General features: G+C 66.9%; 14 protein-coding genes and 1 pseudogene. 9 read left to right on the top strand and 6 right to left on the bottom strand.

The features are described from left to right. Window positions 1-12: 12 nt before the first annotated feature. Window positions 13-780, bottom strand: coding sequence for a fructosamine kinase family protein (locus tag DQP58_RS06445; protein ID WP_112707646.1), 768 nt, complete (start codon window positions 778-780; stop codon window positions 13-15). Next, window positions 777-2,429: an acyl-CoA synthetase gene (locus DQP58_RS06450; protein ID WP_112707647.1), complete on the bottom strand. Its 1,653-nt coding sequence runs from the start codon at window positions 2,427-2,429 to the stop codon at window positions 777-779. The genes DQP58_RS06445 and DQP58_RS06450 overlap by 4 nt, the downstream gene beginning before the upstream one ends. 97 nt (window positions 2,430-2,526) lie before the next feature. On the opposite strand from DQP58_RS06450, the gene DQP58_RS06455 reads away from it, so the two are divergent. Together DQP58_RS06455 and DQP58_RS06460 are read left to right on the top strand one after the other, a co-directional pair. Further along, window positions 2,527-3,327, top strand: a complete 801-nt coding sequence (locus tag DQP58_RS06455; protein WP_205869356.1) for a crotonase/enoyl-CoA hydratase family protein — start codon at window positions 2,527-2,529, stop codon at window positions 3,325-3,327. A 137-nt stretch (window positions 3,328-3,464) separates the two neighbouring features. Further along, a pseudogene (locus DQP58_RS06460) lies at window positions 3,465-4,305 on the top strand (endonuclease domain-containing protein). A 57-nt stretch (window positions 4,306-4,362) separates the two neighbouring features. Here the strand turns inward: DQP58_RS06460 and DQP58_RS06465 are convergent. Next, window positions 4,363-5,586 carry a cytochrome P450 gene (locus tag DQP58_RS06465; RefSeq protein WP_112707649.1) on the bottom strand — a complete coding sequence of 408 codons (1,224 nt, stop codon included), beginning with the start codon at window positions 5,584-5,586 and terminating at the stop codon, window positions 4,363-4,365. 44 nt (window positions 5,587-5,630) lie between these two features. On the opposite strand from DQP58_RS06465, the gene DQP58_RS06470 reads away from it, so the two are divergent. Then, window positions 5,631-6,353, top strand: coding sequence for an acetoacetate decarboxylase family protein (locus tag DQP58_RS06470; RefSeq protein ID WP_067137751.1), 723 nt, complete (start codon window positions 5,631-5,633; stop codon window positions 6,351-6,353). A 113-nt stretch (window positions 6,354-6,466) separates the two neighbouring features. Here the strand turns inward: DQP58_RS06470 and DQP58_RS06475 are convergent, their stop codons facing one another. Then, complete coding sequence (locus DQP58_RS06475) at window positions 6,467-7,498, bottom strand: LLM class F420-dependent oxidoreductase (protein ID WP_112707650.1); 1,032 nt, start codon at window positions 7,496-7,498, stop codon at window positions 6,467-6,469. 66 nt (window positions 7,499-7,564) lie between these two features. Between DQP58_RS06475 and DQP58_RS06480 the strand changes: the two genes are divergently transcribed. From DQP58_RS06480 to DQP58_RS06495, 4 genes are read left to right on the top strand one after another with little or no spacing between them, the layout of a single operon-like run. After that, complete coding sequence (locus DQP58_RS06480; RefSeq protein ID WP_197497910.1) at window positions 7,565-8,560, top strand: Zn-ribbon domain-containing OB-fold protein; 996 nt, start codon at window positions 7,565-7,567, stop codon at window positions 8,558-8,560. A 15-nt stretch (window positions 8,561-8,575) separates the two neighbouring features. Next, entirely contained in the window at window positions 8,576-9,640 is a 1,065-nt protein-coding gene (locus DQP58_RS06485; protein ID WP_112707651.1) for a thiolase domain-containing protein, read from the top strand. Next, window positions 9,640-10,836: a thiolase domain-containing protein gene (locus DQP58_RS06490; protein WP_112707652.1), complete on the top strand. Its 1,197-nt coding sequence runs from the start codon at window positions 9,640-9,642 to the stop codon at window positions 10,834-10,836. The genes DQP58_RS06485 and DQP58_RS06490 overlap by 1 nt, the downstream gene beginning before the upstream one ends. Further along, complete coding sequence (locus DQP58_RS06495; protein WP_112707653.1) at window positions 10,833-11,240, top strand: nuclear transport factor 2 family protein; 408 nt, start codon at window positions 10,833-10,835, stop codon at window positions 11,238-11,240. Before DQP58_RS06490 ends, DQP58_RS06495 begins: the two co-directional genes overlap by 4 nt. Here DQP58_RS06495 and DQP58_RS06500 read toward each other — a convergent pair. Then, window positions 11,237-11,761, bottom strand: a complete 525-nt coding sequence (locus DQP58_RS06500) for a gamma carbonic anhydrase family protein (protein WP_112707654.1) — start codon at window positions 11,759-11,761, stop codon at window positions 11,237-11,239. The two genes, DQP58_RS06495 and DQP58_RS06500, sit on opposite strands and share 4 nt — an antisense overlap. Window positions 11,762-11,876: 115 nt before the next feature. On the opposite strand from DQP58_RS06500, the gene DQP58_RS06505 reads away from it, so the two are divergent. Both DQP58_RS06505 and DQP58_RS06510 read left to right on the top strand, forming a co-directional pair. After that, window positions 11,877-13,055 carry a Rieske 2Fe-2S domain-containing protein gene (locus DQP58_RS06505; RefSeq protein WP_112707655.1) on the top strand — a complete coding sequence of 393 codons (1,179 nt, stop codon included), beginning with the start codon at window positions 11,877-11,879 and terminating at the stop codon, window positions 13,053-13,055. A gap of 5 nt (window positions 13,056-13,060) precedes the next feature. Continuing rightward, window positions 13,061-13,510, top strand: a complete 450-nt coding sequence (locus DQP58_RS06510) for a hypothetical protein (protein ID WP_112707656.1) — start codon at window positions 13,061-13,063, stop codon at window positions 13,508-13,510. A 53-nt stretch (window positions 13,511-13,563) separates the two neighbouring features. Here DQP58_RS06510 and DQP58_RS06515 read toward each other — a convergent pair whose 3' ends face one another. Next, on the bottom strand, window positions 13,564-14,712 hold the full coding sequence (locus DQP58_RS06515; protein ID WP_240629585.1) for a sulfotransferase family protein: 1,149 nt from the start codon (window positions 14,710-14,712) through the stop codon (window positions 13,564-13,566). Window positions 14,713-14,753 lie beyond the last annotated feature (41 nt).

Raw genomic sequence — 14,753 nt, forward strand, 5'->3', positions numbered from 1 at the left:
CGCCCTCCGACCTCAGAGGGTCAGCGCGGCGCGGGCGCAGGCGTGCGTCTGCTGCGCGTACCCGCCGCCGAACAACGCCACATGCGCTAGTAGCGGGAAGAGCTGGTGCAGGCCGGCCCGGTCGCGCCAACCGGGCCGCAACGCTCGCACCCGCTGATAGCCGTCGATGACCGCGTCGAAGTGGGGGCAGCCGAACAGCGCGAGCATCGCCAGGTCGGTCTCGCGGTGACCGGCGTGTGCGGCCGGGTCGATGAGCACCACACCGTCGGGCGTCCACATCACGTTGCCGTTCCACAGATCGCCGTGCAGCCGAGCCGGGGCGTCGTCGTCGTCGAAATCGCCCGCGCGGCAACGCGCCGCGACGGCACTCACCGCGTCGCGGGTGGCGGCGTCCAGGCCCGGGGCGGCGAGTTCGGCCATCGGGGCCAGCCGCTCCTCGGCATAGAACTCGCCCCAGCGCCGGTGCGAGCGCAGCGAGAACGGCAGTGGCTGCGACAGCGGCCCGAAAAAGCCCGGCCCGTCCCAGCCGTCCGGCCCGGTGCCGAACGCCGCGGCGCCCGCGTCGTGCGTGACCGCCAGCCGGTTACCGAATGCGCGCGCCGCCTCGGGGGTGGGGCGCGCGGAGTCGAGGCGCCGCAGGGTCAGGCTCGTGTCATCGACGGCGACGACCTGCGCGCACGGCACACCGCCGTCGACATCGGAAAGCCATTGCAGCCCTGCGGCTTCCCAAGCGAAGAAGCCGGTCGGTGCGGCCGGATTTCGTTTGACGAAGTCGGTCACGCAGTGGCGTGAGCGGCGTGCACGTCGTCGGCCGGGCGGGCCTCGGTCTGCTCCTTGGCCCAGCGGTAGTCGGGCTTGCCCGCGGGCGACCGCTTGACCTCGTCGACCAGCCACAGGCTGCGCGGCACCTTGTAACCGGCGATCTCGGAGCGCACGAAGCTGTCCAGCTCCGACAGCGTCGGTCGCGATCCCGGCCGCGGCTGCACGACGGCGGCGACGTGCTGGCCGTACCGCGCGTCCGGCACGCCGACCACCAGGGCGTCGAAGACGTCGGGGTGGCCCTTGAGCGCGGCCTCGACCTCCTCGGGGTAGATCTTCTCGCCGCCGCTGTTGATCGACACCGAGCCGCGGCCCAGCATCGTGACGGTCCCGTCCTCCTCGACGGTCGCGAAGTCGCCGGGGATGGCGTAACGCACACCGTTGAAGGTCTTGAACGTCTCGGCGGTCTTCTTCTCGTCCTTGTAGTAACCGACCGGGATGTTGCCCTTCTTGGCGATGAAGCCGCGCACACCGGAGCCGGGCTTGACCTCGTTGCCCTGTTCGTCCAGGACGACAGTGCGGTGGTCGATCGTCACGCGCGGGCCGCCGGCGTGCGGCGCGTCCTTGGCGACGATGCTGGTGCCGCCGAATCCGGTCTCTGACGAACCGATCGAGTCGGTGATGACGCGGTTGGGCAGCAGCTCGAGGAACTTCTCCTTGATGCTCGGCGAGAACAGCGCCGCGGTGGAGGCGAGCAGGAACAGCGACGACAGGTCGTACTCGTTTCCCTTGTCCTGGTGCGCAAGTAGCGCATCCAGCAGCGGGCGCGCCATCGCGTCGCCGGTGAAGAACAGCAGGTTTACCTTGTGCTTGTGGATCGTGCGCCAGACCTCGTCGGCGTTGAATTCCGGTGCCAGCACGGTGGTTTGGCCCGAGAAGATTGACATCCAGGTGGCCGACTGGGTGGCGCCGTGGATCATCGGCGGAATCGGGTGGCGGACCATCGGCGGGTTCGCCGCGGCGGCCTTGGCCAGGTCGTACTCGTCCTTGACGAATTCGCCTGTGGCGAAGTCGGTCCCGCCGAACAGCACCCGGTAGATGTCCTCGTGGCGCCACATCACGCCCTTCGGGAAACCCGTGGTGCCGCCGGTGTAGAGCAGGTAGATGTCGTCGGCGCTGCGCGGGCCGAAGTCGCGCTCGGGCGAGCTGCCCGCGATCGCCGAGTAGAACTCGACGCCGCCATAACGGCTGAAGTCGTTGTCGCTGCCGTCCTCCACGACCAGGATCGTCTTGACCTCGGGGGTGTCGGGCAGCACGTTGGCCACCCGGTCGGAGTACTGGCGCTCGTGCACCAGCGCGACCATGTCGGAGTTCTCGAACAGGTAGCGCAGCTCGCCCTCGACGTAGCGATAGTTGATGTTCACCAGGATGGCGCCCGCTTTGACGATGCCGAGCATCGCGATGACGATTTCGATGCGGTTGCGGCAGTACAGACCGACCTTGTCGTCCTTTTTCACCCCCTGCTCGAGCAGGTAGTGAGCCAGGCGGTTGGCCTTCTCCTCCAGCTGGGCGTAGGTCAACTTCTCGTCGCCGCAGATCAGGGCGACACGGTCGGGCACAGCGTCGATGGCGTGCTCTGCGAGATCGGCAATATTCAAGGCCACGGCCACCAAATTAGAACGTGTTACATTTCGAGGCAAGCTCGTGCCCATTGTCGAGGGAAAGGCGGTAGCCGTGACCGTGGAGAATGCCGGAACCCCAGCAAACATCGAAAACGGGGAGACCGGGCCGGACGCGCTGGTCGAACAGCGTGGTCACACCCTCATCGTGACCATGAACCGGCCGCACCGCCGCAACGCCTTGAGCACGGAAATGATGGAAATCATGGTCCAGGCCTGGGACCGCGTGGACAACGACGACGACATCCGCGTCTGCATCCTGACCGGGGCCGGTGGCTACTTCTGCGCGGGCATGGACCTCAAGGCAGCAACGCAGAAGCCGCCGGGTGAGTCGTTCAAGGACGGCAGCTACGACCCGTCGCGAATCGATGCCCTGCTCAAGGGCCGCAGGCTCAAGAAGCCGCTCATCGCCGCCGTCGAGGGCCCGGCCATCGCCGGGGGCACCGAGATCCTGCAGGGCACCGACATCCGGGTGGCCGGTGAGAGCGCCAAGTTCGGCATCTCCGAGGCCAAGTGGAGCCTGTACCCGATGGGTGGCTCGGCAGTGCGGCTGGTGCGCCAGATCCCCTACACCGTGGCCTGCGACCTGCTGCTGACCGGCCGGCACATCACCGCCGCCGAAGCCAAGGACATGGGCCTGATCGGCCACGTCGTTCCCGACGGGCAGGCGCTGACCAAGGCTCTCGAGATCGCCGAGGTGATCGAGAACAACGGGCCGCTGGCCGTGCAGGCAATCCTCAAGACGATCCGCGAGACCGAGGGCATGCACGAGGAAGAGGCCTTCAAGCCCGACACCGCCAACGGGATACCGGTGTTCCTCTCCGAGGACTCCAAGGAGGGCCCGCGCGCGTTCGCCGAGAAGCGCAAGCCCAACTTCAAAAACCGCTAGGCATTTCCGCCGAGCGCCCCCACCTCGCCGAGCGCCCCCACTTCGCCGAGCGTGAACTCAGGGCGGTTTTTCGGCCGATTTTTCGCCCTCACGTCACGCTCGGCGCCGGTGTCGGTCCTTGGCGCCACACTCCTTGCGTGCGCGAACCCTTCATCGGTAGCGAGGCGCTGGCGACCGGCTCCCTGACCCGCCATCGGCTGCGGAGCCGATTCGTCGCGCTGCACCCCGACGTCTACATCGCCCCTGGGACGGAACTGACCGCCACGACCCGCGCATGCGCCGCATGGCTGTGGTCGCGGCGCCGTGGCATCGTCGGCGGGCGCTCCGCCTCGGCGCTGCACGGGGCCAAATGGGTTGACCACCGGGCACCGGCGCAGTTATTCTACCAACACCGCCGTCCACCGGCTGGCATCACCACGTGGTCGGATTCGTTGGCCCACAACGAAGTCCGGGTGATCGGCGGTGTACCCACTACCTCAGCGTCGCGCACGGCATTCGATATCGCTTGCCGCAATCCGACGGGCGCGGCGGTCGCGGCTCTCGACGCGCTTGCTCGGGCAACGAAACTCGACATCGCCGAGGTCGAGTCGCTCGCCGAGCGCTACCAGGGTCATCGCAATGTCCGCCGCGCCCGGCGCGCGCTGGCGCTGGTCGACGCGGAAGCGGAGTCACCGCGGGAAACGTGGTTGCGCCTGCTACTCATCGATGCCGGCTACCCGCGCCCCGAGAACGCAGATTCCCGTCTACGGCGGCTACGGCGAGCTGATCGCCTGTCTCGATATGGGATGGCAGGATCTCAAATTAGCCGTCGAGTACGACGGAGATCACCACCGCACCGACCGGAGACAGTTCGCTAAGGACATTCGGCGTGCCGAGTCCCTCGCAGAACTGGGGTGGACTGTCGTTCGCGTCACGGCCGAAGACACGCCAGGGGGCGTGATCGCCCGCGTCGCGGCGGCATGGACGGGCCGAACGTGAACTCAGGGCGCGAAATCGGCCGAAATCCCGCCGTGGGTGCACGCTCGGCGTGGAGGGTCAGCTCAGCAGCGGCGCGCTCGGGGTGAACACCACCGGCATCGCTTCCAGGCCGCTGACGAAGTTCGCCGGCCGCAGCGGCAGCGTCGAGTCGTCGTCGGCCAGCCGTAGATCCGGTAGCCGCTTGAGCACCCGCTCGGTCATCATCGACAGCTCGAGCCGGGCCAGCTGGTTGCCCAGGCAGAAGTGCGTGCCGAAGCCGAAGGCCATGTGGCTGTTCGGGTTTCGGCGAATGTCGAAATTGTCCGGGTCTTCGAACACCGACTCGTCGAAGTTGCCCGACTCGAAGAGCAGCATGATCTTCTCGCCCTCACGCAGCGAGGTGCCGTGAAAGTCCGTATCAGCGGTCAAAGTTCTGCACATGTTCTTCACCGGCGACGTCCAGCGCAGCATCTCCTCGATCGCACCGGGAAGCAACGACGGGTCGCGCACCAGGGCCTCCCACTGGTCGCGGTGGCGCACCACCTGCTCGGTTCCGCCGCTCAGGGTGTGCCTGGTGGTCTCGTCACCGCCGATCAGGATGAGCAGCGTCTCCATGACGATCTCGTCGTCGGACATCCGCTGCCCCTCCACCTCGGCGTTGACCAGGATGGAGAACAGGTCGTCGGTGGGCTCGGCGCGCCGCTTGGCGATGATGTCCATGGTGAACGCGGTGTAGGCGGCGAAAGCCTCCATGACGGTTTGGAATTCGGCCGACGCCGGGTCGATGTGGGAGCTCAGCCCGCACACCAGGTCGTCGGACCACTTCAACAGCATGCTGCGTTCGGAGGGCAATACGCCCAGCATGTCGCCGATCACCGCCATCGGCAGCGGCGCGGCGATGTCGCGGACGAAGTCACACTCGCCGCGCTCACACACCGCGTCGATCAGCGTGTCGCACAGCTTGGCGATGGACGGCTCCTTCTCCTTCACCCGCTTGCGGGTGAAGCCGGCGTTGACCAGCTTGCGCCGCAACAGATGCGCGGGATCGTCCATGTCGATCATGTAGGGCATGCCGGGCTGGTCTGGACGGATGCCGCCGGTGCTGGAGAACAGTTCCGGATTGCGTTCGGCGTCCAGGATGGCTTGATAGGTGGTGGCACCGGCCAGGCCGTTGCGATCCCGGAACACCGGCTGGTTGGCGCGCATCCAGCGGTAGGCCTCGCGCGAGGTGTGACGGTCCGCGTAGAAATTGCCGTCTGCCAGATCGATGTTCGAGATTGCTTCCGGGATGGTCGAAGTCATCTACAGCCTCCAAATGTGTTGACGAGCGGATTACAGTAACCGGCATGCCTGAGTCACAACACGTAGTTGCGGGGACGGTCCTCACCATGCCGGTGCGGATACGAAAAGCGGATGTGCATACCGCGATGTTTTCGGTGGATGCGCAAGCGGCGCAACGCCTTATCGACTACAGCGGCCTGAAAGTCTGCCAGCACCGCCGCGGCCGGGCGGTGGTGAACCTGATGCTGGCCCGCTATATCGACGGCGATCTGGGGCAGTACCACGAATTCGGCACCGCGGTCATGGTCAACCCGCCCGGCTCGACGGCGCGCGGCTGGCGGGCACTGGGCGATGCGGCCGCGTTCATCCACCACCTGCCCGTCGACCAGAGCTTCACCCTGGAAGCGGGCCGCTCGATCTGGGGATTCCCAAAGATCATGGCGGAGTTCACCGTTCGCGAGCAGGGCCGGTTTGGATTCGACGTCAGCGCCGACGGCGCGCACATCGCCGGCATCGACTTCGCCCGGGGAGTGCCGGTGCCCTCGATGTTCACCTCGCGCCCGCAGGTGCTCAAGACCTACACCTTCGCCGAGGGCACCACCCGGGAGGTGCCCTGGGAGATGCGGGTGCGCGGCCTGCGCGGGCAGCCCGGCGGGGCGACGCTGCGCCTGGGCGATCACGCCTACGCCAAGGAGTTGGCGTCGCTGGGCCTGCCGAAGCGGGCGATGATCTCTGGATCTGTCGGCCACGTCGAGATGACGTTCGGCGACGCCCACCCGCTCGGCTGACCGGCCGGGCGCGCGCTGCGTCGTCGTCGGGCGTGCCATCCGGACAATCTAGAACGCGTTCTAAGCCCCTGGCAAGAAAATTAGAACGCGTTCTAGTTTGGCGCGCGCGGCAGTCAGATCAGGGTCGCCAGCTCGCGGACCTGCTCCGTACTGCGCCCGGACACCACCATCATGGTGACGCCGGCGGCCTCCCAGGCCTTGATCTGCTTACGCACGTAGTCGATGTCGCCGACGATCGCGGCGTCGTCGATCACCTCGTCAGGGATGATCTCGGCCGCCTTGTCCTTCTGGTTGCTGCGGAACAGCTTCGTCACGTCGTCGACCACTTGCGCGTAGCCCATCCGCCGGTAGACGTCGGCGTGAAAGTTGGTGTCCTCGGCGCCCATCCCGCCCATGTAGAGCGCGATGTAGGGCTTCATCGCCGCGAACGCCGCGCTGCGGTCCTCGGTGATCACGATGTTGGCCGTCGCGCAGATCTCGAAGTTCTCGCGGCTGCGGCGGGCGCCCGGGCGGGCGAACCCCTCGTCCAGCCACTCGTTGTAGGTGTCGGCCATGCGCGGCGTGTAGAAGATCGGCAGCCAGCCGTCGCAGATCTCGGCGGCCAGCGCGACGTTCTTCGGCCCCTCGGCGCCCAGCATGATCGGGATGTCGGCCCGCAGCGGATGGGTGATGGGCTTGAGCGGTTTGCCCAGACCCGTTGCGCGCTCACCGGTCAGCGGCAGCGGGTAATGCGGCCCGGCGCTGGTCACCGGCGCCTCGCGGGCCCACACCTGCCGGATGATGTCGATGTACTCCCGGGTGCGGGCCAGCGGCTTGGGGAAGGACTGGCCGTACCAGCCCTCGACCACCTGCGGGCCGGAGACACCCAGGCCGAGGACGTGCCGGCCGCCGGACAGGTGGTCGAGCGTCAATGCCGCCATCGCGCAGGCCGTCGGGGTTCGTGCGGACAGCTGAACCACCGACGTGCCCAGCCGCACCCGCGACGTCGACGAACCCAGCCAGGCCAGCGGCGTGTAGGCGTCGGACCCCCAGGCCTCGGCGGTGAAGACGGCGTCGTAGCCGGCCTCCTCGGCCGCGGCGACGAGCTCGCCGTGGTTGTGCGGCGGCTGAGCGCCCCAATATCCCAGCTGCAATCCCAGCTTCATCGTCGTCACCCTTCAGTCGCCGACCCGATGTTGAATCCGTTCTTAGAACCTGTTCTACTCGATGGCGTGACAGCCAGCTCGAGTAGCCCGCCCCTGATGGATCACCCTGAGCCACCGCTCGCCGCGCCACTGACGTTGTCCTTCGACTACACCCGTTCAGTCGGCCCCACGCTGAGCAAGTTCTTCACCGCCCTGCGCGACCGCCACATCCTGGGCGTGCGCGGATCGGATGGCCGGGTGCACGTGCCGCCGGCCGAATATGACCCGGTCACCTATGAGCCGCTGGGCGAGATGGTACCGGTGTCCAGCGTCGGCACCGTGGTCTCCTGGACCTGGCAGCCCGACCCCATCGAGGGACAGCCGCTGGACCGGCCGTTCGCCTGGGCGCTGATCAAGCTCGACGGGGCAGACACGCCGTTGATCCACGCCGTTGACGCGGGTGAGCCCAAGGCCATCAAGACCGGGTCCCGGGTGCACGCGCACTGGGTCGACGAGCCGGTGGGCGCCATCACCGACATCGCGTATTTCGCGCTCGGCGAGGAACCCGAGGCCGTGGCCGAGCAGTCCGACGGCGACAAGGACCCGGTGACCATGATCGTCACGCCGGTGTCGCTGACCATCCAGCACAGCGCCTCGCACGAAGAGAGCGCCTACCTGCGGGCCATCGCGCAGGGCAAGCTGCTCGGCGCGAAGACGGGCGAGAACGGCAAGGTCTACTTCCCGCCGCACGGCGCCGACCCGGCTACCGGCCAGCCGACGACCGAGTTCGTCGAGCTGCCCGACAAGGGCACTGTGACGACGTTCGCGATCATCAACATCCCGTTCCAGGGTCAGCGCATCAAGCCGCCGTATGTGGCGGCTTACGTGCTGCTCGACGGAGCCGACATCCCGTTTTTGCATCTGGTCGCCGACATCGACGCCCACGAAGTGCGGATGGGTATGCGCGTCGAGGCGGTGTGGAAACCCCGCGAGGAGTGGGGATTCGGCATCGACAACATCGAGTACTTCCGGCCGACCGGGGAACCCGACGCCGACTACGACACCTACAAGCACCACCTGTAAAGGGCTTACCTGCACATGAGCGCTCGCAACGTTGCGGTAGTGGGCTTTGCCCACGCACCACACGTCCGCCGCACCGACGGCACCACCAACGGTGTCGAGATGTTGATCCCGTGCTTCGCCCAGCTGTACGAGGAGCTGGGCATCGAACGGACCGACATCGGCTTCTGGTGTTCCGGATCATCTGATTACCTTGCCGGACGGGCGTTTTCGTTCATCTCGGCGATCGACTCGATCGGTGCCGTTCCGCCGATCAACGAGTCGCACGTCGAAATGGACGCCGCCTGGGCGCTTTACGAGGCCTACATCAAAATCCTCACCGGTGAGGTCGACACCGCGCTGGTGTACGGCTTCGGCAAGTCCTCGGCCGGCATCCTGCGCCAAATCCTGACGCGGCAGACCGACCCCTACACCGTCGCGCCCTTGTGGCCCGATTCGATCTCGCTGGCCGGGCTGCAGGCACGCATCGGGCTCGACACCGGTAAGTGGACCCAGGAGCAGATGGCGCGGGTGGCCTTCGACTCCTTTGCCAACGCGCGCCGCGTGGACAACGTCGAGGGGTCGATCAGCGTGGCGGAACTGCTCGAACGGCCGTTCTTCGCCGACCCGCTGCGTCGCCACGACATCGCACCGATCACCGACGGCGCCGCAGCGATCGTGCTCGCGGCCGGCGACCGGGCGCGTGAGCTGCGCGAAAACCCGGCCTGGATAACGGGAATCGAGCACCGCATCGACACGCCGGTGCTGGGCGCGCGCGATCTCACCGAGTCGCCGTCGACCAAGGCAGCGGCCCACGTGGCCACCGGCGGCCGGACCGACAACCTCGACGTGGCCGAGATCTGCGCGCCGTTCACCCACCAGCACCTGATCATCGCCGAAGCCATCCGGATCCCGGGCCCCACCAAGGTGAACCCGTCCGGCGGCGCGTTGGCGGCCAACCCCATGTTCGTCGCCGGCCTCGAACGCATCGGCTTTGCAGCACAACACATCTGGAACGGTTCGGCCGAGCGGGTGCTGGCGCACGCCACCAGCGGCCCTGCGCTTCAGCAAAACCTGGTCGCGGTCATGGAAGGAAAGAACTGATGGCCGGTGCAGGGCCAAACGTCGCTGCGGTACTAGGTACCGGACAGACGAAGTACGTCGCCAAACGCCAAGACGTTTCGATGAACGGCCTGGTGCGCGAGGCGATCGACCGGGCGCTGGCCGACTCCGGCAGCACCTTCGATGACATCGACGCCGTCGTGGTCGGCAAGGCGCCGGACTTCTTCGAGGGCGTGATGATGCCCGAGCTGTTCATGGCCGACGCCACGGGCGCCACGGGCAAGCCGCTGATCCGGGTGCACACCGCGGGTTCGGTCGGTGGGTCCACCGGTGTGGTGGCCGCCAGCTTGGTGCAGTCCGGCAAGTACCGCCGCGTGCTGGCGATGGCCTGGGAGAAGCAGTCGGAGTCAAACGCCATGTGGGCGTTGTCGATTCCCATTCCGTTCATCAAGCCGGTCGGCGCCGGGGCGGGTGGGTACTTCGCCCCGCACGTGCGCTCCTACATTCGTCGATCCGGCGCGCCGACGAACATCGGAGCCATGGTCGCGGTCAAGGACCGGCTCAACGGCGCCAAGAACCCGCTGGCGCACCTGCACCAGCCCGACATCACGCTGGAGAAGGTGATGTCCTCGCCCATGCTGTGGGACCCGATCCGCTACGACGAGACCTGCCCGTCGTCCGACGGGGCGGCCGCCGTGGTGATCGGCAACGAGGAGGCCGCTGAAGCCCGCCTGGCGCAAGGACATCCGGTGGCCTGGATCCACGCCACCGCGTTGCGCACCGAACCGCTGCAGTTCTCCGGGCGCGACCAGGTCAGCCCGCAGGCCGGGCGCGACGCGGCCGCGGCGCTGTGGACGGCCGCCGGCATCGAGAGCCCCATCGACGAGATCGACGCCGCGGAAATCTACGTCCCGTTCTCCTGGTTCGAACCGATGTGGTTGGAAAACCTCGGTTTTGCCGCCGAGGGTGAAGGCTGGAAACTCACCGAAGCCGGCGAGACCAAGATCGGCGGCCGGTTGCCGGTCAACCCGTCGGGCGGCGTGCTGTCGTCGAACCCGATCGGCGCCTCGGGCCTGATTCGCTTCGCCGAAGCGGCGATCCAGGTGATGGGCAAGGGTGGCGACCACCAGGTGCCCAACGCGCGAAAGGCCTTGGGGCACGCCTACGGTGGTGGCTCGCAGTATTACTCGATGTGGGTGGTGGGAGCCGACAAGCCCGCGGCCCAGAAGGTCTCGTGACTGAGCATCCCGCGCACGAGGCCGGCCGCCGTTCCCGCGAGGCGGTGGCGGCCCGGGACAAGGATGCCTGGCTGGCGGTGTTCGCCGACGACGCCATCGTCGAGGACCCGATCGGGCCGTCGGTGTTCGACCCCGAGGGCCTCGGCCACCGTGGCCGGGACGCGATCTCGGCCTTCTGGGACAAGGCGATCGCCCCCACCACAAAGATCGAGTTCTTCTTCCGCGACACCTACCAGTGCGGCAACGAGGAAGCCAACGTCGGGCACATCCTCATCACGACCGGCGAATACCAGACGACCGCCGAAGGCGTCTTCACCTACCGGGTCAACGCCGAGGGCCAGATGGTGGCCCTGCGCGCCTACTGGGAGATGGAGCGCGCGGCGGCCAACACCCGCAAAATCTAGATCGGTTCCAGCCCGGCGAGATGCCGCTGGGCAAGTTCGCGGTAGGCCTGCGGGTTCACCTTGACCCACATCTCGGCGCCGGTCCCGGCGACCGGGCCCTTGATCTGCGCCGGCGCCCCGACCGCCAGCATCCCGGCCGGGATCTGGCTGCCCGCCGTCACCAACGAATGCGCGGCAACGAGGCTGCGCGCACCGATCACCGCGCCGTCCAGCACCGTGGCGTGGTTCGCGATCAACGCTTCCTGCCCGACGTGAACCCCGTGAATGACGCACATGTGCGCGACCGTCGCGCCGGGACCGATGTCGACCGGGATTCCCGGCGGCGCGTGCAGCACCGAGCCGTCTTGGACGTTGGCGCCCTCGCGCACCACGATGGGCCCGTAGTCGCCCCGCAGCACGGCGTTGAACCAGACCGAGGCCCCCGCCTCGACCACGACGTCGCCGATCAGGGTGGCCGTCGGGGCCACGAATGCGGTGGGATCGACCCGTGGCGCGCGGCCCTCGAACGCAAACAGCGGCATGGTTTAGATATACCGCAGTGCGCATATGCCGTGGCCAGGCTCGCCGTCGTTGCGCGCCCCCGCTGCAAAACTGTAACGTGTTCTAGTTAGAAGCCCAGTGAGTTGGAGGTGACAGGTGACTACCGACACCAAGGCGGTCGGCATCCGGGAGATCGATCCCGGCGCCTTGCCGACCAGATACGCCCGCGGTTGGCACTGCCTGGGCGTTGCCAAGGACTTCCAGGACGGCAAGCCGCACTCGATCGAGGCGTTCGGCACCAAGCTGGTCGTGTTCGCCGACTCGCAGGGCGACATCAAGGTTCTGGACGGCTACTGCCGCCACATGGGCGGGGACCTGTCTGAGGGCACCATCAAGGGCGACGAGGTCGCCTGCCCGTTCCACGACTGGCGCTGGGGCGGCGACGGCCGCTGCAAGCTGGTGCCCTACGCCAAGCGCACGCCCAAGACGGCGCGCACCCGGTCGTGGTCCACCGACGTGCGCGGCGGCCTGCTGTTCGTCTGGCACGACCACGAGCAGAATCCGCCGGACCCCGCGGTGCGCATCCCGGACATCCCCGAAGCGGCCAGCGACGAATGGACCGACTGGCGGTGGAACAGCATCCTCATCGAGGGATCGAACTGCCGCGACATCATCGACAACGTCACCGACATGGCGCACTTCTTCTATATCCATTTCGGGTTGCCGACCTACTTCAAGAATGTGTTCGAGGGTCACATCGCCTCGCAGTACCTGCACAACGTGGGCCGGCCCGACGTCAACGACCTCGGCACCACTTACGGGGAGGCGCATCTTGACTCCGAGGCCTCCTACTTCGGGCCGTCGTTCATGATCAACTGGCTGCACAACAGCTACGGCGGTTACAAGGCCGAGTCGATCCTGATCAACTGCCACTACCCGGTGACCCAGAACTCGTTCGTGCTGCAGTGGGGCGTCATCGTCGAAAAGCCCAAGGGCATGGACGAGAAGATGACCGACAAGTTGTCGAAGGTGTTCACCGAGGGCGTCAGCAAGGGCTTCCTGCAGGACGTCGAGATCTGGAAGCACAAGACCCGCATCGACAATCCGCTGCTGGTCGAGGAGGACGGTGCTGTGTACCAGTTGCGCCGTTGGTATCAGCAGTTCTACGTCGACGTCGCCGACATCGAGCCGGAGATGGTGGAGCGATTCGAGATCGAGGTGGACACCACTCGGGCGAACGAGTACTGGAATGCCGAGGTCGAGCAGAACCTCAAGGCCAAGGACTCCGAGGCGGACGAGGCGGTCACCGACGACGTCCCGGCCAAGCAACACTAGGAATCATGGGCGACGATCAGTCGGCGGTACCTGACGTCGATCAGCTCGCGCGATCGATGTTGTTGCTGCACGGCGATCATCACGACCACGACGAGAAGCCAGCGGGCAACGGCGGCTCCCGATCCTGGTCGAAGTCAAGGGATTTCACCAACGACCCGCAGCGCGCCGCGGCCGTCGCCGAAGCCAGTCGCGCCGACCGCGAGCGCTACCTCAACTCCGGGCTGCTGCCGGTCGACTGCCGGTTCTGCCACGTGCGGGTCACCGTCCGCCGGCTCGGGCCGGGACACACCGCCGTGCAGTGGAACACCGAAGCGTGGCAACGCTGCGCGCACTTCACCGAGGTGCGCGAGTCCGGGGGCGACACCGCGCGCACCCGGTCGTGCCCCAAACTCGCCGACAGCATCGAGCATGCGGTCGCCGAGGGCTACCTCGACGACGAAGCGGACGAAGACTAGGCGGGGCACAAGGCGTGCCCGCCGGGCGCGGAAGCCGTTGTGGGCCCAGGTTTTTACAGGCCCGCGAAGCGCTCCTTGACGACCTCGGTGGTGAGGCCGTAGTCGGCCAGCGAGTAGGTGTGCTTGGGCGCCCGCGGGCCGGACTGGCTGTCGGCGTGGGTCTTTTCCATCGCGGCCCTGGCCTCGTCGGTCAGCGTCATACCGAAGTGGCGGTAGATGTCGGCCACGGTGCCCAGCGGGTCGGCGATCAGTTCCTTGTAGTCGACATCGTAAAACTGCGACGGGCTGTATTTGGCCCGCGCGGTGTTGAACCGCTCCAGCCCTCGCGACCAGGTTTCCATTGCGTCGGCACCGATTTGGGCGCCGGTGAATGACGTCGACCATCCCTCGGCGGTGTGCTGCGCCAGCGAGCACATCGAGGCCATGATCGTTTCGACCGGACGATGGGTCTGGATCACCAACGCGTCGGGATAGGTCGCCATCAACGCGTCCAACGCGAACAGGTGGCTGGGGTTCTTGAGCACCCACCGCTTGTCGGCGTCGTTGAGTCCGATCAGCTGCAGGTTGCGGCGGTGCCGCTGATACGACGGCGTCCAGTCCTGCTCCGAGAGCCACTGCGAGTAGGTGGGCAGGTGCGCCAAGGTCTCGTAGGACGCCGAATGCAGCGACTGCCGCAGCAGCTGCCAGCACTCCTCCAGCTCGTAGGCCGCCATGAAATGCAGACCCGTGTAGTCCGGGTTTTCGGCATGGTGCTTGTTGAACTGCTCGTTCAGTTGGCTGTAAAACGGGTTGGAATCCCAGGTTTCACGAGGCGGACGCGGCTGTGGAAATTCGGCCAACCACAGATGCAGGCCCTGGTGCGCGGGGTCGGCACCAAGCAGCCGATGCAGGGCCGTGGTGCCGGTGCGCACCAGGCCGGTTACGAAGATCGGCCGCTCGATGGCCACGTCGGCGTGCTGCGGGTACTGCTTCCAGGCGGCTTCGGACAGCAGCCTGGCCACCAGCGCACCGCGCAGGAAGAACCGATTCATCTTGCTGCCCAGGGGCGTCAGGTCGGCGTCGCGGCGATAGGAGTCCAGCAGCACTTCCAGCGCTTCGAGGTAGTTGTCGTCGTTGCTGCCGAAATCGTCCAGCCCGATCATCTTGCTGGCCGACGCCTTCAGGTCGTCAACGGTGCCGACATCGGTACGTGCAACCGTCATCGCCATCTCCTCCTCATCGCTTCGCTTTGCATCGTCGATGG

Source organism: Mycobacterium colombiense (assembly GCF_003284975.1).
GTDB lineage: Bacteria > Actinomycetota > Actinomycetes > Mycobacteriales > Mycobacteriaceae > Mycobacterium > Mycobacterium europaeum_A.